This window comes from uncultured Aquimonas sp. (assembly GCF_937888285.1).
Classification (GTDB): Bacteria; Pseudomonadota; Gammaproteobacteria; order Xanthomonadales; family Xanthomonadaceae; genus Aquimonas.
In genome coordinates, this window is the sequence record NZ_CALART010000084.1 from 1 (window position 1) to 26,827 (window position 26,827).

Sequence of the window (26,827 nt, forward strand, 5' to 3'; positions counted from 1 at the left end):
GATTCGGGATTCGGGATTCGGGATTCGGGATTCGGGATTCGGGATTCGGGATTCGAGACAGCATCGGGCATTCGAGCCACGGCGTTGCATAGGGTGGGCCCTGGCCCACCATAACCTGCGCACCAACTCACGCATGCCGTTCGCGATCGCGGGCGCCCCCATGACGCATTGCGCCCGTCTTCGTGCGCCGAACTTCGCATGCGGGCTTTGGCAGCGACACGCGCGCGGACCGCGGTAAACGTCAAGCTCCGGTGGGCCAGGGCCCACCCTATTCAAGCTTCGATTCGAGGCCTTGCGGCTTCTCGGCTTCTCGGCTTCTCGGCTTCTCGGCTTCTCGGCTTCTCGGCTTCTCGGCATCGCGGCATCGCGGCATCGCGGCATCGCGGCATCGCGGCATCGCGGCATCGCGGCATCGCGGCCAATGCTGTCGCTGCGGCTCGCGCTTGCAAGCCCGCCCTCACGCCCCCAGCTAGGGACATTCCGGGCGCCAAGGCGCCGCCACGACTGCCCCACACGGCCATGCGCGAAAGCTTCCACGCCACCACCATCGTCAGCGTCCGCCGCGGCAGCGAGGTCGTCGTTGCCGGCGACGGCCAGGTCACCCTTGGCAACACGGTCATGAAGGCCAATGCCCGCAAGGTGCGGCGCATCGCCGACGGCCGAGTGGTGGCAGGCTTCGCCGGCGCCACCGCCGATGCCTTCACCCTGTTCGAGCATTTCGAGGCCAAGCTGGAGAAGCACGGCCAGCTGATCCGCGCCGCCGTCGAATTGGCCAAGGATTGGCGCACCGACCGCCGCCTCGGCAAGCTCGAAGCCCTGCTCGCGGTGGCCGACAAGGAAACCTCGCTGATCATCAGCGGCAACGGCGATGTCATCGAACCCGAAGGCGGCCTGATCGCGATCGGCTCCGGCGGCCCCTTCGCCCTGGCCGCGGCCCGCGCCCTGCTCGAATCCACCGACCTGCCGCCCGCCGAAGTCGCCACCCGCGCGCTGAAGATCGCCGGCGATATCTGCATTTACACCAACCACAACGTGGTGCTGGAGCAGCTGTGAGCTGCCGGGATTCGGGATTGAGGATTGGGGATTGAGGATTGGGGATTGGGGATTGGGGATTGGGGATGAGATTCGCCGAAGCCCACGCATCACACCCCCGCAGCCCCGATAGATGCCGCGCACCTAGCCCCTCTCCCCTTGAGGGAGAGGGGTTGGGGAGAGGGGGAAAACTCGCCCCGCACGGATTCCACCCCTCTCCCCCAGCCCCTCTCCCTCAGGGGGAGAGGGGAGAAAGCCGGCAACCTCTGCCTCCACGCACACCGCAACGACGGACCGAAGCGCAATGAACATGACCCCCCGCGAGATCGTCCAGGAACTCGACCGCTACATCGTCGGCCAGAACGCGGCCAAGCGCGCGGTCGCGATCGCGCTGCGCAACCGCTGGCGGCGCATGCAGCTGGACGAGGGCCTGCGCAATGAAGTCACGCCCAAGAACATCCTGATGATCGGCCCGACCGGCGTCGGCAAGACCGAGATCGCACGCCGGCTTGCAGCACTCGCCAATGCGCCCTTCGTCAAGGTCGAGGCTACCCGCTTCACCGAAGTCGGCTACGTCGGCAAGGACGTCGAGCAGATCATCCGCGACCTCGCCGACCAGGCGGTCAAGCTGCACCGCGAGCAGGCCAAGACCCGCGTGCGCAGCCAGGCCGAGGATCGAGCCGAAGAGCGCATCCTCGACGCCCTGCTGCCGCGCCGCCGCGACCCCTCCGGTTGGCCGATGGCCGATGAGGGCGGCAGCGACTCCGACACCCGCCAGAAGCTGCGCAAGCAGCTGCGCGAGGGCAAGCTCGACGAGCGCGAGATCGAGATCGAGACCCAGCAGAACCTCGGCCTCGACATCATGACCCCGCCGGGCATGGAGGACATGGGCCAGCAGATCCGCCAGATGTTCAACCAGATCGGCGGCCAGAAATCGCAGAAGAAGACTGTCAAGATCCGCGCCGCCTGGCCGCAGCTGATCGAAGAGGAAGCCGCCAAGCTGGTCAACGAGGACGAGGTCCGCCAGCAGGCCATCGAGAACTGCGAGCAGAACGGCATCGTCTTCATCGACGAGATCGACAAGGTCGCCAAGCGCTCGGAAGGCTACGGCGCCGACGTCAGCCGCGAGGGCGTGCAGCGCGATCTGCTGCCGCTGGTCGAAGGCTCGATGGTCAACACCAAGTACGGCACCGTGCGCACCGACCACATCCTGTTCATCGCCTCGGGCGCCTTCCATCTGGCCAAGCCGTCCGACCTGATCCCCGAGCTGCAGGGCCGCTTCCCGATCCGCGTCGAGCTCACCGCGCTGACCCGCGAGGACTTCCGCCGCATCCTCACCGAGCCCAAGGCCGCGCTGACCCGGCAGTACCAGGCCCTGCTCGGCACCGAGGGCGTCAAGCTCGAATTCACCGACGACGGCATCGAGCGGCTGGCCGCCATCGCCTACGAGGTCAACGCCCGCAGCGAGAACATCGGCGCCCGCCGCCTGCACACGGTGCTGGAGCGCCTGCTCGACCAGATCGCCTTCGAAGCCCCCGACCGCGAGGGCGACACCGTGCGCATCGACGCGGCGGAAGTCGACGCCAAGCTCGGCGCCCTGGTGAAGGACGAGGACCTGAGCCGCTACATCCTCTGAGCGGCCTGGGAGCCACCTGATCGATCGGTGGTCGCCTCACGGATGGCGGCCGTCACCGGTTCAGGCCACAATCGCGCGACCGGCCGCGCCGCAGCGGCGCTCAAGGGCCGGTAGGGACGACAGGGGACATGAGCAGCGTGCTCGACAACACGCGACAGCAGGACGGCCGCGCGGTCGCGCTGCTGCGTGCCCTGCTGGTGGCCGATCTGGTCGACTCGACCGCGCTCGTCGAACGCCTGGGCGACGCGCGCGCCGCGGATGTTCTTCGCCAGCATGACCGCCTGGCCCGTCGCCTGATCCACGAGCACGCCGGCCAGGAAATCGACAAGACCGACGGCTACCTGGTGATGTTCGAGCGCCCGGTGCAGGCCGCAGCCTTCGCCCTGGCCTACCAGCGGGCGCTGCGCGAGCTCACCGCCGATGGAGGCGAAGCCCTGCGCGCGCGCATCGGCATCCACGTCGGCGAAGTCATGGCCTGGCAAAACAGCGCCGAGGACATCGCGCGAGGCGCCAAGCCGATCGAAGTCGAAGGCCTGGCCAAACCCGTCGCCGCGCGCCTCATGGGGCTTGCCCTGCCGGGGCAGGTGCTGCTGTCGGCGACGGCCTACGGGCTCGCCCACCGCGCAGCCAGTGAGCTGGGCTTGCCGCTTGACCGCGTTTCGTGGAAGCAGCACGGCGCCTATCGCCTGAAGGGCGTTCCCGAGCCGGTCGAGGTTTACGAGATCGGCGAGCTCGACATCGCGCCGTTCAGGCAGCCCAACTGGTCGGGCAAAGCGCATCGTGCGACGCCTTTCTGGCGGCGACCGACGGTGCTGGCCGTGCAAGTCCTGCTGCTGCTGGCCCTGATCGCCGTGCCCGCGTGGCAGCTGCTGCGCCCCAAGCCTGCCATCGCCTTCGCCGAACGCGACTGGATCGTGATGGGCGATCTGCGCAACCACACGCAGGACTCGCGATTCGACCAGTCATTGACGCTCGCGGCCCGGCTGGCGATCGAGCAGTCCCGCCACGTCAATGTGCTTTCGCCCCTGCGCGTGCGCGACAGCCTGCGTCGAATGGGTCGCACCGAGCCCGCGGCGCTGGACGTGGAGTTGGCCTCGGAGATCGCGCTGCGCGAAGGCGCGCGCGCCGTTCTGCTGCCCTCGATCCGTGAGTCCGGCGCTCAGCTCGAGGTCTCCATGGACCTGATCGATCCTAACTCCGCGCAGCCGGTGTTCACCGAGATCGCGATGGCGGGCAGCGCGGAGGAGGTTCTGGCCGCTCTGGGCGAGGTCAGCGAGCGCTCGCGCGAACGCTTGGGCGAAGCCCTGCAGAGCATCGAAACCACCAGCGAACCCCTGCCCCAGGTCACCTCCAGCAGCCTGGACGCGCTGCGCGCCTACGCGCTGGGCAATGAGCAATACAACCTCGCCCAGATGGACAGCGCGGAGTCGCACTTCAGGCAGGCGCTCGCGCTCGACCCCGAGTTTGCCCTTGCTCTTGCGGGCCTGTCCCGGGTTTCACAGGTGCGCAACGATCTTGAGGGCGCGCTCGCGCTGGCTGAGCAAGCGCATGCCCTGCGCAGCCGGCTCTCCAACCGCGAGGCGCTGTTTCTCGATGCGGGGCTGGCCCAGCTCCGTTTCAGTCGCGAGGCCTCGGCGGCCTGGGATGCGCTGGTCGAGCTGTATCCCGATTTCCACCAGGCATCGCACAACGCCGCGATCGTGCATTACATGGAAGGCCGCTATGCGCGAATGCGTGATCTGGCCAACCTGGCCAGCGCACCGCAAAGCATCACCCGGCCCGTCTCCACCTTCACCAGCGGCCTCGCGGAGCTCGCGCTCAATGCGCCGGACGCCGCACTGATGCGCTTCGACGCGGCTCGGGATCTTGGCTTCGGAGGCTTCACCATCGAGCCTGCTTCGGCCTTGATGACGCTCGGCGAAGTCGACGCCGCGCTGGCGCGCTTGAACTCAGCGCCCGCGCCCTCGGAGTTCCACCGCCTGAAGCGGCTGACTGCCGAGATCGCACTCAATGTCGACGGCGGACGCTGGGAACGCGTCCAGGCGCTGCATTCGGATGTGCGCGCCGAAGCACAGCGCTTGCAGGCCAAACCGGACACAGCCAGCTATCGCCAGCGCATGGCGCTGGAGCTGGCCATGTTGAGCACCTTGCGGCATGAAGGCGCCATGGAAGCCCGCCGCAGCGGACTGCTGGCGATGGTGGACCAAGCCCTGCAGCGGCACGCCACGGCATCGCCCAGCTCACGCTCCGACACCGCCCTGATCGCGCTGCATCTCGCCTATCAGCTGGCGCGAGACAACGAGACAGGCGAAGCACAACGGCTGCTGCAGGCGACCGCCGATGCCGTGGAAGCGTCCCCTCGCTCAGTCGTGCATGACATGCGGGCGGTGGCCACGGCTCGCGTCTCGCTGGCCGAGGGCGAGTCTGCCGAGGCGCTGCGAACGCTCGATGCCCGCAAGGCGGACAGCGAGATTCTGCTGGTCAGCGCGCTGCGCGCGGAAGCCTTGGCGCGCGAAGGCAGAGCCGCGGAGGCGATCGCCGAACTGCAGCGCCTGCTCGGCGCGCGCGGACGTGCCTATGCGGAGTGGGGCGGCGAGGGCGTGACGCTGGTGGAAAACGTGCTGCAGCTGAACCTCGCCCACCTGCGCCTGGCTGAGCTGCTGCTGGGCCTGCAACGGCAAGCCGAAGCGCGCGAGCAGCTGCAGCTGTTTCGCAGCCGTTGGCCGGACGCGCAGGGCCTGGAAGGCATCGCCACCTGGTTCGAGGATCTCCAACGCAGAAGCGCCGAGTAAGACTCGGCGCTTCGCTTGGGCGTGGCCTTCGGCGCCGCTGGAGATTCCCCGGCGGCTTCGGCGATCAGGCCTTGAAGAAGAGAATCGCCATGCCCACCGCGAGGTCACCGCTCATGCTGTCAAGGTTGGCCTTGATCGCTTCGGGCGAGGGCAGCTGGATCGGCTGCTTCGGCAGGTTCGCGGCGTCCAGCTTGAATCCATAGTCCGCCAGGGCGGCGGCAGGATCCTGGGTCACCTGCTGACGGAAGCTGTCGTCACTGGCGAGTCGCTCCAGCAGGGCGCGGGCTTGTTCCTGGGTAGGCATGGGGTTCCTTGCGATGGGTAGGCGCCTGGCTCAGGCGCGTCGGCTTTGTAGCCCTCGGCCACGCGCTGCGCAAGCCTGCGGCCTCAGGGCATGGGCTGCGGGCGCAGGTGCAGTTCGTTGCGCTCGGGATCGATCTCGCCGAGCCCATTGGCGCCGATGACGACGTGCGTCAGTGCATCCAGCCCCAGCCACTCGCAGACGTCGGCGTCGTTCACCGCACCGGTGTAGAAGGCGCCGAGGCCGAGCGAGGCCGCCGCGAGATAGAAGGTCTGCGAGAGATGGCCGGCATCGGTGAACAGCACCTTGTAGGCCTTCGGGTGGCGGCGGTACTTCCAGAAGTTCCGGTGGGCGCGGGCGACGTGGAACACCAGCGCGTGAGCTTCGGCGAAGAAGGTCTGGCCGATGGTGAAGTCCTCGATGTGCCGACGCGCCTGTGCCTCATCGAAGCTGCGCAGCTGGGCCAGCCGGTGCGCCGCGCCCTCGTAGTGGTACAGACCGGGCGCAAGACCATCGACCCTCACCGCCAGCACATAGGCTTCGATCGGGTGCAGCCCGCCGCCGGAGGGGCTGGCGCGACGCAAGGCCACGAGTCCGGGCCCCAACGCGCGCTGGCCCAGCGGCGCGAAGCTCGCCTTCAGGACGTCGGAGAGCGCGTCCAGCTTCAGCCATTCGCGCGTGCGGAAGGCCCGGGTCGTCGTGCGCGACCTCAGCACATCCCAGAGCGGCCCGCGTGCCGCCGGCGCAGGCAGCGGCACCCGCGGCAGTCCGGCATCGTGCTCGGGCAGGTGCGGCGGCGGCAGGCCGTGCTTTTCCACCGTCTCGGCGAGACGCGCCAAGTGGGCCTCCTCGCTGTGATCGCGTGACCCTTCATCGCCTCGAATGCCGCTCCAGCGGGTGCGGGCGTGGTAGACGGCGGCGAGACCATGCCACCCCATCGCGTGGAGGCGCTCCTCCTGTTCGCGAAGCTCGCGCAGCGGCCCCTGCTCGGCGTCGCTGGTGAGCAGACCGCGCGCGGCGAGCGCTTCGATCTGCGCCTGCGTACGGCCGGCCTCCTGCAGCGCGTCCACGGCGGTCCACTGCTCCGCTGGCAGCTGGGCGATCAGCTGCAGCTCATCCGCCGTCAGCGCCAGCCGCTCGCCACGCAGCGGGCAGAGCAGCCAGATCTTGAGGTTGACCTCCAGCCGGATCGAGCCGCTGAACAGCGCGGCAAGGTCCGGGATGAGTTCATCGCCGACCTCGAGGATGCAGGGACGACGACGACGCACGTTCTGGAATGACATAGCTGCGCTGAGCCGGGATGGATAGAAGTTGCCGGAATGTTAAGCGTTGCGTCCAGGGCCGAGGCGGGGAGTTACTCCCGAGGCCTGCGAAACCGGCCCGTGGCGCCCTGAACCGCACTGCCGCACAATCGACCGCCTGAACGACCCCGGCGGGGGGCCGGGGTCGGAACGCGGTGCCGGGAGCCCGCTTGAGCTGCGCGTCTGTCCTGCGAGCGGGCCGCGCTGCTGCCGTGCGAGGAACTCGCGATACCCATGAACGCCCAGCTTGCACCGGAAGACAGCGATATCGAATCCGCGCCGAACGGTGCGCAGGCCCTGCTGCGCAGCGTGGTCATCACCGACCTCTGCGATTCCACCGCCCTGGTCGATCGTCTGGGCGATGTACGCGCCACCGAGCTGATCCGTGCCCACGACCGCTTGCTGCGCGGACTGATCCGCGAGCACCGCGGGCAGGAGATCGACAAGACCGACGGCTTCCTGAGCCTGTTCGAGCGGCCCATCCAGGCCGTGGCTTTCGCGCTGGCCTACCAGCGCGGCCTGCGCGCGTTCTCGCTGGAGCACGGTGTCGAGATCTCGGCCCGCATCGGCCTGCACGTCGGCGAGGTGATGACCTGGCAGAACGACGAGGCCGACGTCGCCAAGGGGGCGAAGCCCACCGAGGTCGAGGGCCTGGCCAAGCCGGTGGCGGCGCGCCTGATGGGCATGGCCCTGCCCGGCCAGATCCTGCTGTCGGGCGTGGCCTACACGCTCGCGCATCGCGCCGAAGGCGAACTGGGGGCGGCGCTGTCGCGGCTGCAGTGGAAAGCGCACGGCGACTTCCGCTTCAAGGGCGTGGCCGAGGCCGTGCCGGTCTACGAGATCGGCGAAGAAGGGATCGCACCCTTCAAGGCGCCGGCCTGGAGCGGCAAGGCCCATCGCGAAGTGCCGCTGTGGCGGCGGCCGGCGGTGCTGGCCTTCGAGGTGATTGCGCTGGTCGCTGCGGTGGCGCTGCCGACCTGGCATTTCCTCACCCCCGAGCCGGCGATCGCGTTCGCCGAGCGCGACTGGGTGGTGCTGGCCGACCTGCGCAACCTGACCGGCGACCCGCGCTTCGATGATTCTTTGGAGCAGGCTTTCCGCATCGGGCTTGAGCAGTCGCGGCATGTGAACGTGGTGTCGCCGATGCGTATTCGGGAAACCCTCCAACTGATGCAGTTGGACCCCGACAAGGCTTCCATCGACCGACCGCTTGGCTCCGAGATAGCCATGAGGGAACAGGCTCGCGCACTGATTCTGCCCACGCTCGCCGAGGTGGGTGGTCGACTCCGCTTCACCGTGGAAGTCGTCGCTCCGCAGAGCCAGACTACGGTGCTGTCGCTGGCGGCTGATGGTGACAGCGTCGAATCGGCACTGGTCTCGCTGGATCAGATCAACCAGGAGCTCAGGCGTCACCTTGGCGAAACCGTCCAGCGTATCGAGGAGGACTCGCTGGAGCTGCAGAGAGCCGCAACCCCCAGCATCGAGGCACTGCGTGCGTTCTCCTTGGCGTTCCGCGCGAACTTGCAGAACCGGCTTCCTGATGCGCTCGCTCTGCTGGATCAGGCTTTGCGAATTGACCCCGAGTTCGCCATGGCCTTGCACCAGCGTGGCGTCGTATTGCGCAACAGCGCGGACCGCGAAGGCGCCAAGGAGGCCTTGCGCGCAGCACTCGCACTCTCGGAGAGGATGTCGCGTCGGGATCGCCTTGAGGCGGAAGCCTTCCTCGCCGAACTCGAAGGCCGGCCACGAGTCACCTTGGATACCTGGCGGACCATGTTGGAGATCTACCCCGATACCCCGGGAGGCTACAGCACGCTGGGGTTCTATCAATGGGTGTTGGCGAACAACCGCAGCGAGGCCGCGAGCACGCTTCGCACAGGGTTGGCTGCGAGCAGAACGGACAGAGGGCTGATTCACTACACCTTGGGCGCCGTGCTGCTCGGCCAGGATCGCGTGGAAGAATCGCTCGCAGCCTTCGAAGCCTACGAGCAGACCGAGCGCCGGCTGGAGAACCAGTTCTACGCCGCAGCGCACGCCAGTCGAAGGGATTTCAATAGCGCCAGGAAAGTGCTGGCGCGGGGCACGCGCGGAGGGCTCCCCACTCGCGAGCCATCCGGGGTGCTGCTGGAGGCGATCCTCGCGTTGGACGAGGGCGAGTTCCACAAGGTCTGGCCGCAGTTGGACAGGCTGCAGGTGCTTGCCGCGACCCTGCCAAAGCGGTTCCAGCAAGCCGTTCTAATGTGGTCGCTGTCGGCTCAGGCGCAACTTGGCAATCCGGAGTTCTTTGAAGCTGCTCTGCGGGACTCGCAGAGCGCATTCGCCACGGCAGGCGATGGCACAGACCTGGCCACCGAGTTCGACCGTGAGCGTGTAGCGCTCATATCGGCCTGGCTGGCTGCGCGAAGCGGTCACACCGCCCTCGCCGAGTTCGGCTTGGCGCGGGTGGATGGGGCTCGACTCGAAAGGTCGCATCCCGAGCTTTGGCAGCGCCTGCAGATCGCGCGCGCCGCGCTCGACTGCTCGCTCGCCGACGTGGAGTCGGGACTGGGCAGGCTGGCGCCCATTCTCGATTCCGGGAGCGCCTTCTACAGCGCCCATGCCACGCGCATGCAGTGCGAGCTGGCTGCAGGGGATCGCGATGCCGCGCTTCGCACGGCCCGATGGCTGGCGGACCATCGCGGCCTCGCATATTCGGAAATCCACGGTGATTACGCGCTTTGGCTCTGGAACGTGGCCCACAGCACACTGGTGCTTCTGCAGGCAGCCGAGATTGCGGCCGCCGAGGACAGAGCCTTGGCCGAACCCTGGTTGCGTGAGTTCCGGCAACGCTGGAGCGGCGAAGAATTGCCCGAGGCGGTCGAACTGAGACTGGACCGGCTGCTCGTCTCCGGCCCCTGACGTATTCGCAGGAAAACTCAAGGGCGGGTGGCTTTATGGCGCTCGCGAGTCAGCGACCCGCGGCGCAGCTGTACTCCATGCGTGTCGCGGGCGCGAAACAAGCCCGCCCCGGCGCCTCGATTCAGCCTGGCCGGCAACGCCGCAGCAGCACCCCAAGCCTCAACCCGACCTTGGAGCCAGGCAACGGCGCCGATGCCTGAGTTGCTGCGGCAGCGGCACGCCAGACTCGCGGGTACTGCCCGCGGACAGCCGGCGAGCCGTATCCCGACCAAGCTGGAGCCAGCTTCGGGAATCGTCCGCTATACCTTCATTCTTGCTACGGCAAAGGACATCGCGGTGCGGAACTCCTCGCCATCCACGTCCGCCAACAGAGCCTCGAAGCGATCCTTGGACGCCAACGCGCAGGGTGCCATGCACTTGGCTTCCAAGGTGCCGATCTCCTCGGGGGTGATACCTGCGGACTTCAGCGCAGAGCCGGGATCGGACTCGAACAGCTTTCGAAAGCCGTCGTCCCGCGCGAGCTTTTGCATCAAGGTGACGCTGTTCTCTCTGCTGAGGGGCATCTCGAAGTCTCCACTGCTTGATGAAGGCGCCCGAGTCTAGCAGCTCGAATTCCAGCGTTGCCGCAGGTGATGAACAACGCGGTATCGCGCTATCGTCCGCGTTTTCCAGGGATGCCGCGCCAGGATGAGAATTCGCCGCTGCACGTGCTTCCTCCTCGAGCCCTACACCTATCGCAGTCTGGACTTGGCGGGTCTGCTTGCTGGATCTGCGAAGCTCGAAGAACGGAGTGGCTGGCGCGCGCTCGCTGCTCACATTGACGGCCCGATTGAGGTCGATGCGGCGCAAGTCCTGGCCTTGGGTTCGATCCCGCCGGATTCCTGGAGCGATTTCGAGGCGCTCGCGCAGACGCATTCGCGTGGCGTGATCGAAGCGCTGCTGAGCGCGCGACTGCTCATGATCGAAGGTGAGTCGGAGACGCTGGAAGCGGATGGGATCCGAGAATGGAACGGACTGAACGCCGTGGCATGGCGTCACTCGCGCTGGCGCCAGGTTGACGCAGAGCGTGCGACAGCTTGGCTCGGCAGGGATGCCGCCGATGTGCGCGATCGCCTCGGAACGCCACCAGCGCTTGTCGGTGAGCGCGGAGACGCGTCGCTGAGATTGTCGCTGCCGCGCTCAGTCTCGCCTGGCCCCTGCTCCGGATTGCCTGACGCGCGCGCAACCTGCCGCAATTTCGACCCCGCACGACCGATTGATCTGTCTGTGCTTTCGCAGATGATGGAAAACGTGTTCGCGGCAAGAGCAGTGTCCAGAACATCCGATGTGGCGGTCATGAAGCGTGCCGTGCCGTCGGCCGGAGGACTCCACCCCATTGAGGCCTACCTGTTGATCCAGCATGTGGAAGCCATGGAGCCCGGGCTGTACCACTACCACCCGGTGGAGCACTCTCTCCAACCCCTGCGAACTCTGGGTCCGGAGCAGGCCCGCGAGTACGCCGCCCAGTTCGTCGCAAGGCAGGACTGGTTTGCAGATGCCGCCGTGCTCGTGGTGCTCGCCGCCCGGTTCGCGCGCAATCACTGGAAGTACCGACGACACACGAAGAGCTTCCGAGCGATGGTGCTCGACGCCGGCCATCTCTCGCAGATGCAGTACCTCGCCGCGACCGAGCTGGGCCTCGGCGCCTTCATCACCGCGGCGATCAACGAAGGCGATATCGAGGATGCGTTTGGCCTCGATCCGATGCAGGAGGGCGTGCTCGCCGTCACCGGCTTCGGCTGGCGCGGCGAGCGCATGGAGGTGCTGGAGTTCGATCCACTTAGGAAGGTGTGGCCGGACTGGTCGCCGGAGTAGCGCTCCTCATGGACGCGTGAGGCTGGGTGTTGCGAGGTTTGCGTTCGCACACGCCGGATGACGGCCGCGCACCTGCCCAAGCGCCCTGCCCTGTGCCACCCTGCGCCGATGCATCACGAGTGGACGACCCTGCCGCTGGGCGCCGGTGGGCGCAGCCTGATCGAGGCCAGCGCTGGCACCGGCAAGACCTGGACGATCGCCGTGCTCTACCTGCGCCTGCTGCTGGAGCGGGGCCTGTCTCCGCGCGCGATCGTGGTCACCACGTTTACCGAAGCCGCGGCGCAGGAGCTGCGTGAGCGGCTGCGTCGGCGGCTGCTTTGGGCAGAGGCGCGGGCGGCGGGTTTTGTGCAGGCAATCGACCACGGCAGCGCATCACTGGGCCCCCGCCTGCGCGGGGGCGACGAGCAGGAAGCGGCTTCGCCAGACTCGACTGCCGGTGACGCGCGCGACGACGCACCCGCCTCCGACCCCGCCCTCGACTGGCTGCATGTGCGCTGGCGCACTGCCGGCGCCGCCGTGCGCGATCTGCAGGCGCTGCGGCTGGCGCTGGCCGAGCTGGAGCATGCGCCGGTCAGCACCCTGCACGGCCTGTGTCGGCGCATCCTGGCCGAGCAGCCGATCGAAGCCGGGGCGGACTTCCGCGCGGCCGAGCTGGTGTCCACCGAGAGCCTGCTGGACGAGCTCAGCGCGGATCTGTGGCGTCGAATGCAGCAGGGCTCGGAGGACGAGCCGCTGTACCGGCTGCAGCAGATGATCGGCAAGCCGCTGTCGCTGGCCCAGCTGCGCGGCCTGCTGAAGACGGCGCTGATGGCCGGCATCGAGGTCGAGGCGCCTGCGCTGCCAGCCGAGGACCCGGCGGCGGCCTCGCTGGCACAGCCCAACGCCGCGCGCGCAGCGCAGCTGCAGGCGGTGGTCGACAACGCGGCGCTGTTCAACAAGCGCGCCAAGCTGCCGCGCGCGCTGGCCGCGCTGGCGCAGGCCCTGGACCCCGTGCGCAACACGCAGGGCCTGCCGGCCTGGCAGTGCCTGAGCGCGGACGAGATCGAGGGGCTGGCGAATGCGCGCGCGCTCACCGCGGTCAGCAAGCTCGGCAAGACGCACGCTGAGCTGCTGGCGGCCACGGAGTTCGCGGCCACGCTGTGCGAACCCGTGCTGGCGCGCATGCAGGCGGCGCCGCAGGCCTTCCTGCATGCGCTGGCCGCGGCCGCGCGCGTGCGCATGGACACGCTGCTGCAGCTGCGACGGCAGCAGAGCTTCGACAGCCTGCTGGAGAGTGTGGATGCCGCACTCGCGCGCGAAGCGCAGGCCGCAGGCGATGCCGGCCGGCGGCCGCTGGCCGACACCCTGTTCGCGCAATGGCCGGTGGCCCTGGTGGATGAGTTCCAGGACACCGACGCCCTGCAGTTCGGCATCCTCGATCGCCTGTACCGCGACGCTGGCGGCCGCGAGCGCGGGCGGCTGGTGATGATCGGCGACCCCAAGCAGGCGATCTACCGCTTCCGCGGCGGCGACATCCACGCCTATCGACGTGCGGCCGAGCAGGTCGACGAGCACCTGAACCTGGCGGTGAACCAGCGTTCGTCGACGGCGCTGGTGGCCGGCTGCAATGCGCTGTTCGCGCTTGCCGGCGAGGCCTTGTCGACCGATGTCGACCACGACATCCGCTACCTGCCGGTGCAGGCCGCGGGCCGCGCCGATGCCAAGCCTTACCGCATCGGCGGCAGCGCACCCGATGCGGCGCTGGTGCTGCACTTCCAGACCGACATCGCCGGCGGCCAGGAGGCGCGTCGACAGGCCGCGCTGCGCGCCTGCGCCAGCCAGATCGTCGAACTCTTGAACGATCCTGCCCATACGCTGGACGGCCGCCGCGTCGGCCCGGCCGATATCGCCGTGCTGCTGCCGCGTGCGGCCGACATCGCGCACCTGCGTCTGCTGCTGGAAGCGCGCGGCGTGCCTTGTGTTGCGACCAGCCGCGACAGCGTGCTGGCCGGCGACACCGCGCGCGAGCTGCAGGTGCTGCTGCATGGCGTGGTGCATCCGGGCGATGCCGGCGCGCTGCGTGCGGCCGCGGCGACGCGGCTGTGGGGCGCGCGCTTCGCCGAGATCCGCCGCTGGCAGGACGAGCCCGAGGGCCTGCAGCAGGTGGCGCTGCGCTTCCGCACCCTGCATGCCGTGCTGATCGAACGCGGCGTCGCCGGCCTGATCGAGGCCCTGCTGGAACAGATCGCCGAGCGCGCGCTGTCGACCCGACGCGGCGAGCGCCTGCTCACCGACCTCCGTCATCTGGGCGAGCTGCTGCAGGAGGCCAGCGAAGACCTCGGCGGCCCCGAAGAGCTGCTGGCCTGGCTGCAGCACCAGCGCGAGGGCGCGGCGGTCGACGAGGCCGCGGCCGATGAGCGCCAGCTGCGCATCGAATCGCAGCAGCCGCGGCTGCGCCTCTTGACCCTGCACGCCAGCAAGGGCCTGGAGTTTCCGATCGTGTTCCTGCCGATGATGTGGGCCAATGGCGCGGGCAGCGATCGCGCGCCGTGGCGGCGAAGCGATGGCGTCAGCGCGAAGCCTCGCCTCAGCTATGCGGATGAAGCCAAGGCCCAGCAGCAGGCCGACCTGCAGGACGAGCGCTTCCGCCTGCTCTACGTGGCGCTGACCCGCGCCGTGCACGCCTGCCACGTGTATGCGCTGGACCCGACACGGCCGAAGCGCGCGGGTGGGAAGGTGGCAGCGCATGAGGGCGTGGACGCCGCTCCGCTGGATGTGCTGATGCAGCGCATGTTCGGAGCGCGGCCCGAGCTGGCTGCGGCCTTGAAGGCAGGCGAAGCACCGGCGCTGGATCCCATCGGCCTGCGCCCGGCGTGGCCCGCCTCGACCCGCACGCGCTATGCGGAGGCCGAAGTCGCCGAGTCGCCGCGCCGCGCGCGCGAACTGCGCCCGCTGCCGGCGCGCGCGCCCGAGGCCAAGCACAGCTTCACCTCGCTGAGCCGCGCCGGCCGCGCGCAGAGCGAGACCCTGCTGGATGCGGAAGCGCCGGCGCAGGACGAGTCGCTGGTTCCGGCTGCCGACGAGTCCCGGTATCACGCGGCCACGAGCCTTTCGAGCGTCCGCAACCCGATTGGACAGGCGGGCGATTCTCCGGACGCCGCGAACCGTCATCCCCGCGAAGGCGGGGATCCAGCGAAGCCAAGACAGGGGCAAGACACTCTGGGCCCCCGCCTGCGCGGGGGCGACGAGGGCGAGGGGGCGAACGTTCCCGGGCTTGAGCGCGCCGCCGTCCTGCGCGGCGGCGAGGGCGATGCTGAGGCAGAGCGGGAGCGCCGTGCCCGCGAAGGCGGGGATCAAGAGTTCGCGCAATCGGATGAAGCGAGGTTCGGCAGCAACTCGACACCTGCAGATGGCCCAGGTGAGGGCGACCGCACTCGCCATCCGAAAACGGGGCCCCTCGGCAACAACGATCAGCTTGAAGCGCCGCACCCGGAGCTACTGGCCCTCGCCGGGCTGCGCGGCGCCGGCTTCGGCAACGCCCTGCACAGCCTGCTGGAGCTGCGCGCGATCGGCACGCCGCTGGTGCAGCAGCTGGAGCATGTGCAGGCCACGCTGGCCGGCGCGGGCCTGCGCACGCGCGACTTCGAGCCGCTGGGGCTGGCGCGCTTCAGTGAACGCCTGGCGCAGCGGCTGGATGCCGCCCTGGCAGCGCCGCTGGGGCTGGAGCGCGCGCCCGACCTCGCGCTCGGCGATGTGCCAGCGCAGGACCAGCGCGCCGAGCTGGGCTTCGACTTCGCCCTGCCCGAGATCGCGCTCGCCGATCTCGCTGCAGCCTGCGCGCGGCACGGCGAACCCGAGCTGGTGCCGGCGTCCGCGCGGCGGGTGGCGGGGCTGATGAGCGGCAAGATCGATCTGGTGTTCCGCGTCGATGATCGCTTCCACGTGCTCGACTACAAGGGCAACTGGCTGGGCGAGCGCGTGGGCGATTACCTCGGTGAACGCCTCGGCGCGGCGATGGACCACAGCCAGTACCGCTTCCAGGCCCTGCTCTACACGCTGGCGCTGGACCGCTACCTGCGGCAGCGTCTCGGCGATGCGTATGGGCGTGAACAGCAGCTCGGCGAGTGCGTCTACCTGTTCCTGCGCGCGGCGGGGCTGGCGTCGGGTGCCGGGATCTGGCGCCAGCGCTTCGCACCGGGCCTGATCGAGGACGCGCAGGCGGCATTGGCGGGCGCATGGCACACGGCGGTGGCGGCATGAGCGCAGCCTGGGACGACGCCGGTCGCTTCGATTTCCGTCGCCGGCTGGGCGAAGGTTTCGACGGCGAGGACATCGAGCTGCGCGCGATCGATCGCGCGGTGGCGCGCTGGGTGCTGGCGCACGGCGGCTCGATGCTGCTGGCGCGGGTCGCGGCGGCGGCCAGTCGCGCCGAGGGCGAAGGCGACAGCGTGCTGGTGCTGGCCGGGGATGGCAGCGGGCGCTTCATCGCGCCGCTGCACGACGAGGCCTTGGTCGAGCTTGCGAAGGAGCCACTGGTGGCGAGCGTCGCGCAGGCGGCGCGGATGCTGACCGAGGTCGATGCAGATGCGGGGGCGGCGGCGCTTGGCTGGGCTTTCGTACTGGAGGGCGTGCAGTTCTATCTGCGCCGCAGCTTTGCGCACGAGCAGGCGCTGGCAGCGATGCTGCAGGCGCGACGCGGGCATTCGCCTCGGTCGGGGATCGGGACCGGGGCGGGGTCGCGCTCCGGTGGGCCAGGGCCCACCCTATGGGATGCCGAGTCGACGGCCTGCGCGGGGGCCGGGACGGGGTCGGGCGGCACGAGTTTCGCGACCGCGGCGATGCCGAGCTCCGGTGGGCCAGGGCCCACCCTATGCGATGTCGAGTCCACGGCGTGCGCGGAGACCGCGGGGGGCTCAGGTGCCGGTGGCTCGGGGCCCAGCGTGTGCCCGATCGAAGCGGGTGCAGGCGTTCCTGAGGAACCCTCAACTCGTCATCCCCGCGCAGGCGGGGATCCAGCGGAGCAGCGACCAGGTCAGGACACTCTGGGCCCCCGCCTGCGCGGGGCCGCCGACGCGAGTGGCATCGGTGTTCCAAGCCTTGGGGACTGGGTCGACCAGCTGTTCGGCGACGATCGCAGGGCCGCGGTGCAGGCACAGCGGGCGGCGGTGGCGGGGTTCACGGACCGACGCCTGTTCGTGTTGACCGGCGGGCCGGGCACCGGCAAGACCACCACGGTGCTGCGCATGCTGCTGCTGCGGCTGCGCGCGCATCGGCAGCGCTTTGGGGTGTTTCCGCGTCTGCGGCTGGCGGCGCCGACCGGCAAGGCAGCGCAGCGGCTGGCCGAGAGCCTGCAGAGTGGTGCCGCCGCCCTGCGCACGCAGGCGCTCGAAGCCGACTGGGCGCCCGCGCTCGATCATGTGCTCGCCGCGGAAGCGGGCACCTTGCATCGCCTGCTCGGCAGCCGCGGGCCCGCGCGTGGGCATGCCTGGCATTCCGGGCGCAGGCTCCCGCTGGACCTGCTGGTGATCGACGAGGCCTCGATGGTCGATCTGGCCCTGCTGAGGGCCAGCTTCGAGGCCCTGCCCGATGAGGCCGCCGTGCTGCTGGTCGGCGATGCCGAGCAGCTGGCCTCTGTCGGCACCGGCTCGGTACTGCGCGATCTGGTCGAGGCCCTGCAGAGTGATCCGCGCGGGGATCTGGTCCGACTGCAGCACAGCTTCCGCGCCGAGGCCGCGCTGCTGCCGCTGAATGCGGCGATTGCCGAAGGCGACATCGCCCGCTTTGGCGAGGCCGCTGCGCGCGCAGGCGATGCGTTCGCGCTGCGCGCCGTCGGCGATGCGCGCCGCCTGCAGCTGGCCTTGATCGGGCACGCGCAGCGCCTGCACGCGGCGCTGGACGCAGGCGACGTGTTCGCAGCGCTGCCGGCCGATGCGGCCGCGCAGACGCAGGCGATCACGCGTGCCCACGCGGCTCTGCGCGAAGTCCAGCTGCTCTGCGCCCTGCGCCAGGGGCCGTTCGGCGCCCTGGCCTGCGATGCGGCGATCGATCTGGCGCTCAAGCGCCGGCTCGGCCTGCCCGAGGGCCAGGCCTGGTATCCGGGGCGCGCGATCATCGTGCTGCAGAACGACTATGCCGCCGGTCTCTTCAACGGCGACATCGGGCTGTGCCTACGTGGCGCGGATGGCAGCCTGCGGGTGTGGTTCGAGGCGCGCGGCACGGAGGGCGCGGATGTTCGCGGATTGTCCCCGGGCGCCCTGCCCCTGCACGGCGGCGGCTTCGCGCTCAGCGTGCACAAGAGCCAGGGCAGCGAGTACGGCGAGGTCGCCCTGCTGCTGCCGCCGGATCCCGAGCATCCGATCCTCGGCCGTGCCCTGCTCTACACCGGCGCCACCCGCGCGCGCCGCGCGCTGTCGCTGTGGTGCAGCGAGGCCGCCCTGCAGACCGCGCTGTCGCGTGCGACCCAGCGCGTCAGCGGGCTGGCGGCGCGGCTGCTGCCGGATTGAGGCTGCGCAGGCGCAAAGCGGAAGCGTGCAGGCCTGAGGGGCCGAGTGGTACATGCGCTGCGCTTATGTACCCTACGCGCACGCGCTCGGTCGGCTTCGGTGCGGGTCCGGCGTCGCTGGTGTCCGCTCATGAGCGAGAGCGACGCACCTCAGCCATGCACATCGATTCACGCACGGCGTCAATCGTTCTGATTTAGCAGCAAGAGCGACGAACGTCAGCCACCCACTTCGATTGATGCTTGGCGTCGCTCGTTCTGGTTTACCAGCAAGAGCGACGAACGTCAGCCATGCACTTCGATTTGCGCACGGCGTCGCTCGCGGACGTAGGGCGGATAAGCGCCGCGCATCCGCCAGCGCGTCCCGCGGATGCCGGGCACCGAACGGAGCCCGCGGCCGCCTGATCTCACGGCCGGGGCTTCGCGAAGGCCCGCGACCAGCAAACGGGCTCCCAACCAAGCCCGCACCCATCGATCCTGAATCCGGCGCTGCGCTGAGGCCCGAGCTCAGTCGCTCTCGGCGATCCGCTTCAGATTGGCCAGCCCCGCTTCGAAGTCCGGGCCGACCAGGCTGTCCATGAACAGGCCGAACCAGCGGTTGATCGGGTTGCCGCCCATGTCGCCCTCGTTGCTCCAGGACAGGCGCACGCCGCTGCCGGCGGGTTCGATCCGCAGCACGCCTTTCGACTCCATGCCGAATTCCGGGAAGCGCAGCACATAGTCGACGCGCTCACCGGGCTGGGCGGCGGTGAACTCCATCTCGCCATTGCCTTCGGTGCTGCTCTTCCATGACCAGCCCGCGCCCTCGCCGGCGTCCGGACCGGTGTACTCGATCTGCATGGCCGGGTCGCGCTCGTTCCAGGCCGACCAGCGCTTCCACTCGCGCGGCGAGGACACCAGCGCGTAGACCTCGGCGGCGGGCGCCTCGATCTGCACGCTGCGCTCGACGCGGAACGCCGACGGCAGGGCAAAGCCGACGGCCACCAACAGCAGGACGGCCACGACCAGCGCGGCCAGGATCTTGAGCAGCAGCTTCATTGGAGTCCTCCCCCCGGAAGAGGTCGGGAGCCTAGCAGTCTTCACGCGCGTGAGCACGCTGCACCCGCGTTCGCTGGGCGCCTCCCGCCGCATTCCCTCATCGACTTCCACCGGGAGAGTTCCCCATGCGCACCTCGACGCCACGGCTGGCCGCCGTCCTGCTCTGCGTGCTCGTTCTCGGCAGCCAGGACAGCCAGGCCGCGACCTTCTGCGTGAGCGACGGCACCCAGCTGCAGGCCGCGCTGAACACCGCCGCCGGCAATGGCGAGGCCGACGTGATCCGGCTGCGCTCGGGCACCTATACCCGCGCGGGCGGGGCGGTGGCCTTCAGCTATTTCAGCAGCCAGAACCAGTCGCTGACGCTGGAAGGCGGCTGGTTCGGCCTGAGCCCGGGCAACTGCGCGCTGCGCATCGACCAGCCCACCGGCACCGTTCTGGACGGCGAGGGTGCGCGCAGCGTGCTGCAGCTGCTCGGCAACAGCGGCAGCAATGGCGCCCTGACCCTGCGCAACCTGAGCATCGCCAACGGCAGCAGCAACGACACCGGCGGCGCGGTGGTCGGCGGTATCGGCGGCTATCTCGGTTCGATCCTGATCGAGCGGGTGATCTTTCGCGGCAACACCGGCGGCGTGGTCGGCGGGCTCTCGGCGTCGACCGATGGCGGCGTGCTGCAGCTCATCAACAGCCTGTTCGACGACAACGCCTGCAGCGGCGGCGTCTGTGCGGCCTCGCTGGTGGTCAACAACGAGCCCTTCTTCAGCGCCCAGCCGCGCCTGCGGCTGTGGGGCAACACCTTCGTGCGCGGCGACTGCGCCAGCGGCAGCTGCCGCGCCCTTCGCCTCGGTGGCGGCTTCGGCGGCGCGGTGCAGTTCGAAGTGGCCAACAGCGTGTTCGCCCTGAACCAGGGCGCCGACATCGACTTTGCGATCAACACCGGCAGCCTGCGCCACAGCCGCTGGGACAGCCTGATCGGCACGCCGCAGAACAGCAGCGGCAATCTGGCGTCGGGGGTGGCGCCGGGCTTCGTGGATGAAGCCGGCGGCGACTTCCGGCTGGCGCCGGGCTCGGCCCTGATCGATGCCGGCACCGCCTCGGCCCTGCTGCCGGAGACCGATCTCGACAACCTGCCGCGGGTGTCCGGCAGTGCGCCCGACATCGGCGCCTATGAGCGGCAGGGGCCGCTGTTCGCCAACGGCTTCGAGAGCGCGCAGTAGCGCGCGGCGCCGGCGTGCAAGACCGCCCACAGGGGCTTCGCGCCTGCCCGCATTGCGCCGGACAGCTCCAGACATGAACAGCTCCGGCTGTCGCCTGTCCGGTCGGGCGTGGCTTGACTGCGCTGCCGCACGCCATTCCGCTGCCGCCGACACAGACCCGTCTTCGAGGACAGGTATGCTCGCTGCCAAGTCCGCGCAGACTGCGCGGGCCCGGGGGCTTGGCGGGCGGCACCGCGTCGGGGGAGGCGGGCCTCACCCTGCGAGCGCAATCAGGATCGAGCGCCCACCGGCAGCGCGCGCTGTCGTACCGCGCTCCGCGTGTGGGGACACGCATGAGCTACCGCTTCGGCGACTTCGAGATCGATCCGCAGGCCCGTCTGCTGACCCGTTCGGGCCAGCCGCTCGAGCTGCCCCGGCGGGTGTTCGACTGCCTGGTTTGTCTGATCGAGCGCCAGCCCGGCGCGGTCAGCCGCGATGCGCTGATCCAGCAGGTCTGGGGCCGTGCCAATGTGTCGGACAACCAGCTGGCGCAGACCATCCTGCGTCTTCGCCGGGCGCTGGGCGACAGCGGCGAAGCGCCACGCCATATCGGCACCGTGCCCGGCTATGGCTATCGCTGGCTGGCGCCGCTGCAGCCTGCCGCAGACCCTCCCGAACACACTGCGATCGACTCGCCTTCGCCGGCGGCCATGGACGAGACGCTCGATGCGGCGCGGACTGCGCCAGCGCCGCGCCCGGCACGGCGCGGACTCGCTGTCGCGGCCGCCATCGTCGCGATCAGCCTCATCGCATGGACGCTGCTGCCGCGGTTCGCAGGCCCTGGGCTGGCAAGCCCGGCGAGCGCAGGGCACAGCTTCGCGGTGATGCCCGCCCGGGTGGAACAGGCCGAGCGCGCCGGCTGGGCGCGCCACGGCCTGATGGCGGTGGTGACTGCGCGCCTGAGCGAGGCCGGTCTCGCGCCGGTGGCGCTGGAGCAGGTGCTGGCTCGGCTGCCGCCGGGCAGCGAAGCCGATCAGCTCGACGCAGCGCAGCTGCGGCGACGCTTCGATGGCCGCGCGCCGCTGCGCATCCTCGCCGCGCCGGCCGCCGAGGCCGACACCTGGCGGGTCCAGCTCAGCCTGCTGCGCGAGCCGCCGCTGCAGGTCGAGGCGCAGCACGTCGATCTGATCGAGGCCAGCCGGCTGGCCACCGACGCGCTGCTGCACGCGCTTGGACATCCGGGTGTTGTCGGCGCGCCCGGCGAGGCGCTGACGATGGCGCGCCGCGCCCTGCAGCGCCACGACTTCGAGGGCGTGCGCCAGCTGCTGTCGCGGCTGTCGAGTGGCGAAGATGAGGATGTCGAGATCGCTCTGCTGCGGATCGAACTCGACCTCGCCAGCGGCCAGCTGCGCAGCGCCGGCGCACGCATCGAGGCGCTGGCAGGGTCGATCCCGCCACAGGATGCCGGCTTCGCGGCCGAGCGCCTGCAGCTGCTGCGCCTGCAGTGGCAGCGCCTCAGCGGCGCCGCGCTCGACGCCACGGCGATCCAGGCACTGGTGCTGCAGCTGGAGCAGCGCGAGGCGCCGGCCGAGCTGCTGGCGCGGGCCCTGCAGGCGCGCGGCAGCCAGGCCCTGGGCAGCGGTCGCAGCGCCGAGGCGGCGCCTGATTTCGCCCGCGCACACCGCCTGTTCCTTCAGGCCGGCGACGCCGCGCGGGCGGCATCAGCCAACAGCAACCTGGCCATGCTGGCCCTGCTCGACGGTCGCCACGTCGAGGCCCTGGCGATGCTGCAGGCGGCCGCCGATGTGTTCCGGGCCGAGGCCGACATCGGCCGCCTGTTCAACGCGCTGAGCTCGATCGACGCCCTGCAGATGGGCCAGCTGCGCTGGCAGGAGGCGCTGGCCGCGAACGATGGCGCCGGCGCCCTGCTGCCGCTGATCGAGGATGCCTCGGCACGGCTGTCCTTCTACCGCCGGCGCGCCCTGATCGTGCTGGGGCTGGGCCGGCTCGACGAAGCGGAAACCCTGCTGGCGCAGGCGCGTGCGGAAGCCGAACGCGGCGAGGCCAATCCGGAGTCGCGGGCGCGTTTCGGCCTGTACGAGGCCCAGCTGGCGCTGGCGCGCGGCGATGGCGCAGCGGCCTATGCCAGCGCGCTGCCGGTGTTCGAGCATGTCCATGCCCGCTACGGCGCGGCGGCCGAGCCACAGGTGCGCACCGACGCGCGCGACCTCGCCCTGCAGCTGATGATCCAGGGCCTGCATCTTGAAGCCCGGCGCCAGCCGCAGGCGCCGATGCCCGTGCTGCCGTCGAGTGCCGAGGCCACTCTCGCGGCCGCCGCCTCTCCGTTGGCCCTGCTGGCGCGTGGCCGCTGGCGCGAGCTGCAGGGCGATCTCGAAGCCGCCGAGGCCGACCTGCGGGCAGCGCTGGCGGGGGCGCAGGCCTTCAATCGACTGACGCGCATCTACTCGGCGACCGAGGGCCTGGTCGAACTGCTGGTCGCACAGGGCCGGAGCAGCGAGGCCGAGACCCTGTTCCTGGGCCTGCTGTCGCGCGATCCGCAGCTGCCGGAGCGCGACTACGACTCCGCCGTGCTGGAGCTGCGGCTGCAACTCGCCCTCGGCGACGACGCAGCCATCCGCCGCGCCCGCGAGCGCGCGCAGAGCCTGTCCGGACAGCGCCGGCTGCCGGCCGATCTGGATGGCTTCGTGCTGCGGGTCAGTGCGCTTGCGGGCCAGGCCGCGCCGCGCTGAGGAAGGACGGACGCGGCGGCAGGGCACTGTCTGGCCCGCCGCCGCGACCTCAGCCCCTGCGATCAGTAGCGGCCGCAGGTATCGATGTACTCGGTGCCGTTCATGTCGATGCTGCCGGTGGCATCGATCTGCACGTCAGCGCTGAGGCCCACGCCCTTGGCGGTGGCCGAGAACTTGGCGCCCAGCACGGTGCGGTGCGCGCAGCCGGACTTGGCCACGAACTTGCCGCGCCCGCCCGAGGTGCCGCTGTTGGCGCGGTTGCCGCACTGCACGCTGAAGGGGATGTTCGACCACGCCGACGAGGCGTTCGCGTAGCCGAAGGGGCTGGGCGAGCAGGTCGAGCTGCAGCGCAGTCCGGCCTGCACCGCGCCGACCGTCTTCTGCACCATGGTGATGCCGTAAAGGTTCTTGTAGGTCACGGTGCGTGCCCCACGCGAGTAGCTGCGCGCGGTCACGCTCGGATTGCTGGCCAGGCCGCAGCGCGCCTTGGCGCGGGTGTTGCCACCAATCAGATCGACCTCGTTGTCCTCGTGGATCTGCAGGGCCCAGCCCTCGGCGCGCGCCGCGCGGTAGCTGTTCACCGTCGAGTCGAGGAAGTCGATGCTGGGGTCGAACACCACGCAGTGGCCGAGGCTGTTCCAGCAGAACTCGACCGCCGCATGCTGCTGGCGCAGGCCATCCACTTCCGTGCTGACCGTGAGCAGGCGGTAGTCGCCCAGCTCCAGCGGGTAGCCGACCTTGGCGAAGCCGTCGACGCTGGCGGCGAGATCCTGCAGGTAGAGGTCCTCGCGGTTCGTCTCGACGTAGCGGGCGGTCGGCACACGGAAGTCCGACTCGTCGTCGACCAGCAGCGAGAACTGCGGGAAGCCCGTCAGGCTCTGCATGTCGCGCCCTGCCAGGGTGTCCAGCGGCGCCGACTCGGCGGCCTTGATCTCGATGCGCAGGCTGCCCTGGTGCATGGCCACGAAGTCGCGGTAGACGCCTTCGGCATAGCCGTCCTTGGCGGCGGCCGGCAGGGCCAGGAACAGGGCGCCGGCGAGCGCGGCGTAGCGGAGGTTCGAAAGGTTCATGTGGAGCTCTCCCTTGAGTTGAGACTGCGGTTCGCCGGCCCGACGGTGTGCCGGTGCTCGGCGCCGGCCGCTCCTCCCCGGGGAACGGCCGAGCCGCAGGTTTGAACCCAGCTCACGGCGGGCGTCATGCCAGTGCCCTGACGGCTCGATGACAGAACGATTTTTGGCCGCTGGATCAGGCGCTTGGCGATACCGCGCGTGGTCGGTACCGCGCCCTCCCGCCGACTTCGCAGAGCGAGTGGCGAGGCGCGCCATCCGCAGGCCGTCCCGCTGCGTCCGCTTCGTTCCCACCCTGCGCAGCTGCGCGGCAGGCTGCTGCCGAAGGCGATGCGCAGCGACGCCCGGTTCGTGATCGCGCGTCCGCCTGTCTTCGTCGACACCGGGTCGAACTGCTACCGTGGGCACAGACTTGCCCGGACCCGCCCCATGTCGCGATTCCTGCTGCAGCCCCTGCTGATACTGGCCCTCGCTCTGTCGCCTTCACTGCCGGCAGCGGCGCAGTCCGAGCCTGAGCCCTCGCCTGCGCAGGCGGCCGTGCTGGATCCCGAGTCCTTCAGCGAATCCGCCGCTGCGCCGATCGACGGTCCGATAGAGGCCGGCGCCCCGCCAGCCCCCGCCGTCGACGCCCTGGCCCAGCATGTGGACGGCCTGGTTGAAGCCCTGCGTCGCGAGCATCTGCTGCCCGGGGTCACGCTCGCCCTGGTGCGCGCAGACGCGCCAACCCTGCTGAGCGGATACGGACATGCCGATCTTGCCGCGCGCACGCCGGTCGATCCGCAGCAGACGCTGTTTCGCATCGGCTCGGTGTCCAAGACCTTCATCTGGACCGCCGCCCTGCTGCTGGTCGATCGCGGCCAGATCGATCTGGATGCCGACGTCAACACGTATCTGAAGGCGATCAAAGTGGCCCCGGCCTTCGACGCACCGGTGACCCTGCGCCAGCTGATGTCGCATCGCGCCGGCTTCGAGGACAGCTTCCAGGTGTTCGCGGTCGGCGATGAGGACGCGCGGCCGCTGGCCCAGCTGCTGGCCGAGCACCAGCCCAAACGCATCTATCCACCCGGCGCGCGCACCTCGTACTCCAACTGGGGCTCGGCGCTCGCCGCGCAGGTGGTGGCCGACGTCGCCGGCGAGGACTACGGCAGCTTCCTGCGCCGCGAGCTGCTGGACCCTCTGGGCATGCATGACACCGTGTGGGAGGGACCGACGCGGATGGACGCCGCCACCCGCGGGCGGCTGGCGCAGGGCTATGCCGATGACGCTGGGGTCCTGCGCATCGAGGCGGAAATGCAGCTCGGCGCTTACTGGCCGGCCGGCGGCATGTCGACCACGGCCGCCGACATGGCGCGCTGGTTGCGCTTCCATCTGAACCATGGCGAGCTCGATGGCCGCCGGCTGCTGTCGACCGAAACCCATGCGCTGGTCTGGGCACGGCCCTACAGCGACCGCGCCCAAGCCGCGGATGTCACCCACGGCTTCATCCAGACACCGTTCCATGGCCTGCTGCTGACCGGCCACGGCGGCGCCACCGAAAGCTACCTCAGCAATCTGGTGCTGGTGCCGGAGTTGGGGCTTGGCGTGTTCGTCAGCCAGAGCAGTGGCGCCAGCCGCAACCTCGTGCAACGCCTGCCCGAGCAGATCATCGAGCGCCTGCAGGCGCTGCCCCCTGCGGCGCCACTCGTGGCCGAAGGCGGCGAGCCGGGGGCGCTGGCCGAGGTGGACGGTGACTACCTCGGCAATCGCCGAGTCTTCAGCAGCTTCGCCGCGATCTTCGGTGCCTTCGACGGCGTGTCCCTGCGGGCGATCAACAGCGACACGATCGCGCTGGACGCCGGTGCACGCAGCGGCGAGTACCGGCGCATCGGCGAGGACCTGTTCGAGTCGGCCTTCGGCCAGCGACTGGCGCTGATCCGCAGCGCCGATGGCCGCATCGCCGCCTTCGCCGACGGCAGCGGCGTGCACAGCTTCGAGCGCGTGGAAGGTTTCAACGCGCCGCAGTGGCTGTTCGCAGCGCTGGGCGCAGGCCTGCTGCTGGCGGTCTCGACCCTGGGCGGCGTGGTCTGGCGGCTGGGACGCAGGCGCTACGGTGGGCCCACCGACGCCCTGGTCGGCGGCGTGTCAGTGCTGGCGGCGCTGTGCGTGCTGGCGCTGATCGGCTGCTTCGTGGCGGTGTCAATCGCGCTGCAGAATGCGGGTGCCGCCGACCTGCCCGGCAACTATCCGGTGCCGGCGATGCTGTGGACGCACTGGGCAGGATGGGCGGTGGTCGCGGCCTCGCTCGCCATGCTGCTCATGCTGATGCCAGCGTGGACCCGCACCCGCTTCGGGCTGTGGCGCAAGCTGATGTTCACTCTCTTTACCTTCGCCCTGCTGTTCCTGTCGGTCGAGCTGTGGCTGTGGCGGGTGATCGGGGCGGCGGTGGTGTGAGGGGGGATTGGGGATTGGGGATTGGGGATTGGGGATTGGGGATTGGGGATTGGGGAT

General features: G+C 69.9%; 15 protein-coding genes. 10 read left to right on the plus strand and 5 right to left on the minus strand.

From position 1 onward, the window contains the following. Positions 1 to 519 precede the first annotated feature (519 nt). The 3 genes from hslV (at position 520) to Q0654_RS15605 (ending at position 5,460) form a co-directional block, all read left to right on the plus strand. Positions 520 to 1,053, plus strand: a complete 534-nt coding sequence (hslV, locus tag Q0654_RS15595; RefSeq protein ID WP_298855570.1) for an ATP-dependent protease subunit HslV — start codon at positions 520 to 522, stop codon at positions 1,051 to 1,053. Between the two features lie 289 nt (positions 1,054 to 1,342). Further along, on the plus strand, positions 1,343 to 2,668 hold the full coding sequence (gene hslU / locus Q0654_RS15600) for an ATP-dependent protease ATPase subunit HslU (protein ID WP_298855591.1): 1,326 nt from the start codon (positions 1,343 to 1,345) through the stop codon (positions 2,666 to 2,668). 128 nt (positions 2,669 to 2,796) lie between these two features. Next, positions 2,797 to 5,460, plus strand: a complete 2,664-nt coding sequence (locus Q0654_RS15605) for a putative peptide modification system cyclase (RefSeq protein WP_298855571.1) — start codon at positions 2,797 to 2,799, stop codon at positions 5,458 to 5,460. A 64-nt stretch (positions 5,461 to 5,524) separates the two neighbouring features. Here the strand turns inward: Q0654_RS15605 and Q0654_RS15610 are convergent, their stop codons facing one another. Both Q0654_RS15610 and Q0654_RS15615 read right to left on the minus strand, forming a co-directional pair. Further along, positions 5,525 to 5,764 (minus strand): NHLP-related RiPP peptide, encoded by a 240-nt coding sequence (locus Q0654_RS15610; protein WP_298855572.1) that lies wholly within the window; start codon positions 5,762 to 5,764, stop codon positions 5,525 to 5,527. Between the two features lie 83 nt (positions 5,765 to 5,847). Further along, positions 5,848 to 7,044: a putative peptide maturation dehydrogenase gene (locus Q0654_RS15615; protein ID WP_298855573.1), complete on the minus strand. Its 1,197-nt coding sequence runs from the start codon at positions 7,042 to 7,044 to the stop codon at positions 5,848 to 5,850. Between the two features lie 252 nt (positions 7,045 to 7,296). Here Q0654_RS15615 and Q0654_RS15620 point away from each other — a divergent pair, with 252 nt between their 5' ends. Then, positions 7,297 to 9,960: a putative peptide modification system cyclase gene (locus Q0654_RS15620; protein ID WP_298855574.1), complete on the plus strand. Its 2,664-nt coding sequence runs from the start codon at positions 7,297 to 7,299 to the stop codon at positions 9,958 to 9,960. 299 nt (positions 9,961 to 10,259) lie between these two features. On the opposite strand, the gene Q0654_RS15625 is transcribed toward Q0654_RS15620, so the two are convergent. Further along, the gene (locus Q0654_RS15625; RefSeq protein ID WP_298855575.1) at positions 10,260 to 10,523 is read right to left on the minus strand and encodes an NHLP-related RiPP peptide; all 264 of its coding nucleotides are present in this window, start codon (positions 10,521 to 10,523) and stop codon (positions 10,260 to 10,262) included. A 124-nt stretch (positions 10,524 to 10,647) separates the two neighbouring features. On the opposite strand from Q0654_RS15625, the gene Q0654_RS15630 reads away from it, so the two are divergent. From Q0654_RS15630 to recD, 3 genes are read left to right on the plus strand one after another with little or no spacing between them, the layout of a single operon-like run. After that, complete coding sequence (locus Q0654_RS15630) at positions 10,648 to 11,814, plus strand: putative peptide maturation dehydrogenase (protein ID WP_298855576.1); 1,167 nt, start codon at positions 10,648 to 10,650, stop codon at positions 11,812 to 11,814. Between the two features lie 57 nt (positions 11,815 to 11,871). Continuing rightward, a complete protein-coding gene (locus Q0654_RS15635) occupies positions 11,872 to 16,053 on the plus strand; it encodes a UvrD-helicase domain-containing protein (RefSeq protein WP_298855578.1) in 4,182 nt (1,393 codons plus the stop codon). Beyond that, a complete protein-coding gene (gene recD, locus Q0654_RS15640; RefSeq protein ID WP_298855579.1) occupies positions 16,050 to 18,296 on the plus strand; it encodes an exodeoxyribonuclease V subunit alpha in 2,247 nt (748 codons plus the stop codon). The genes Q0654_RS15635 and recD overlap by 4 nt, the downstream gene beginning before the upstream one ends. 503 nt (positions 18,297 to 18,799) lie before the next feature. On the opposite strand, the gene Q0654_RS15645 is transcribed toward recD, so the two are convergent. Further along, a complete protein-coding gene (locus Q0654_RS15645) occupies positions 18,800 to 19,330 on the minus strand; it encodes an SRPBCC family protein (RefSeq protein ID WP_298855580.1) in 531 nt (176 codons plus the stop codon). A 125-nt stretch (positions 19,331 to 19,455) separates the two neighbouring features. On the opposite strand from Q0654_RS15645, the gene Q0654_RS15650 reads away from it, so the two are divergent. Together Q0654_RS15650 and Q0654_RS15655 are read left to right on the plus strand one after the other, a co-directional pair. After that, on the plus strand, positions 19,456 to 20,544 hold the full coding sequence (locus Q0654_RS15650; protein WP_298855582.1) for a choice-of-anchor Q domain-containing protein: 1,089 nt from the start codon (positions 19,456 to 19,458) through the stop codon (positions 20,542 to 20,544). A 332-nt stretch (positions 20,545 to 20,876) separates the two neighbouring features. Next, positions 20,877 to 23,273 (plus strand): transcriptional regulator, encoded by a 2,397-nt coding sequence (locus Q0654_RS15655; protein ID WP_298855584.1) that lies wholly within the window; start codon positions 20,877 to 20,879, stop codon positions 23,271 to 23,273. 62 nt (positions 23,274 to 23,335) lie between these two features. Here Q0654_RS15655 and Q0654_RS15660 read toward each other — a convergent pair whose 3' ends face one another. Then, positions 23,336 to 24,343: a hypothetical protein gene (locus Q0654_RS15660; RefSeq protein ID WP_298855587.1), complete on the minus strand. Its 1,008-nt coding sequence runs from the start codon at positions 24,341 to 24,343 to the stop codon at positions 23,336 to 23,338. A gap of 426 nt (positions 24,344 to 24,769) precedes the next feature. On the opposite strand from Q0654_RS15660, the gene Q0654_RS15665 reads away from it, so the two are divergent. After that, positions 24,770 to 26,770, plus strand: a complete 2,001-nt coding sequence (locus Q0654_RS15665; protein ID WP_298855589.1) for a serine hydrolase domain-containing protein — start codon at positions 24,770 to 24,772, stop codon at positions 26,768 to 26,770. Positions 26,771 to 26,827 lie beyond the last annotated feature (57 nt).

Excerpts from the sequence above, each read along its gene's own strand:
- Q0654_RS15610 (WP_298855572.1), bottom strand. The coding sequence starts at position 5,764 with ATGCCTACCCAGGAACAAGCCCGCGCCCTGCTGGAGCGACTCGCCAGT.
- Q0654_RS15605 (WP_298855571.1), top strand. The coding sequence starts at position 2,797 with ATGAGCAGCGTGCTCGACAACACGCGACAGCAGGACGGCCGCGCGGTC.
- Q0654_RS15645 (WP_298855580.1), bottom strand. The coding sequence starts at position 19,330 with ATGAAGCTGCTGCTCAAGATCCTGGCCGCGCTGGTCGTGGCCGTCCTG.
- Q0654_RS15635 (WP_298855578.1), top strand. The coding sequence starts at position 11,872 with ATGACGGCCGCGCACCTGCCCAAGCGCCCTGCCCTGTGCCACCCTGCG.
- hslV (WP_298855570.1), top strand. The coding sequence starts at position 520 with ATGCGCGAAAGCTTCCACGCCACCACCATCGTCAGCGTCCGCCGCGGC.
- Q0654_RS15620 (WP_298855574.1), top strand. The coding sequence starts at position 7,297 with ATGAACGCCCAGCTTGCACCGGAAGACAGCGATATCGAATCCGCGCCG.
- Q0654_RS15665 (WP_298855589.1), top strand. The coding sequence starts at position 24,770 with ATGTCGCGATTCCTGCTGCAGCCCCTGCTGATACTGGCCCTCGCTCTG.
- Q0654_RS15615 (WP_298855573.1), bottom strand. The coding sequence starts at position 7,044 with ATGTCATTCCAGAACGTGCGTCGTCGTCGTCCCTGCATCCTCGAGGTC.
- Q0654_RS15660 (WP_298855587.1), bottom strand. The coding sequence starts at position 24,343 with ATGAACCTTTCGAACCTCCGCTACGCCGCGCTCGCCGGCGCCCTGTTC.
- hslU (WP_298855591.1), top strand. The coding sequence starts at position 1,343 with ATGACCCCCCGCGAGATCGTCCAGGAACTCGACCGCTACATCGTCGGC.
- Q0654_RS15650 (WP_298855582.1), top strand. The coding sequence starts at position 19,456 with ATGCGCACCTCGACGCCACGGCTGGCCGCCGTCCTGCTCTGCGTGCTC.
- Q0654_RS15655 (WP_298855584.1), top strand. The coding sequence starts at position 20,877 with ATGAGCTACCGCTTCGGCGACTTCGAGATCGATCCGCAGGCCCGTCTG.
- Q0654_RS15630 (WP_298855576.1), top strand. The coding sequence starts at position 10,648 with ATGAGAATTCGCCGCTGCACGTGCTTCCTCCTCGAGCCCTACACCTAT.
- Q0654_RS15625 (WP_298855575.1), bottom strand. The coding sequence starts at position 10,523 with ATGCCCCTCAGCAGAGAGAACAGCGTCACCTTGATGCAAAAGCTCGCG.
- recD (WP_298855579.1), top strand. The coding sequence starts at position 16,050 with ATGAGCGCAGCCTGGGACGACGCCGGTCGCTTCGATTTCCGTCGCCGG.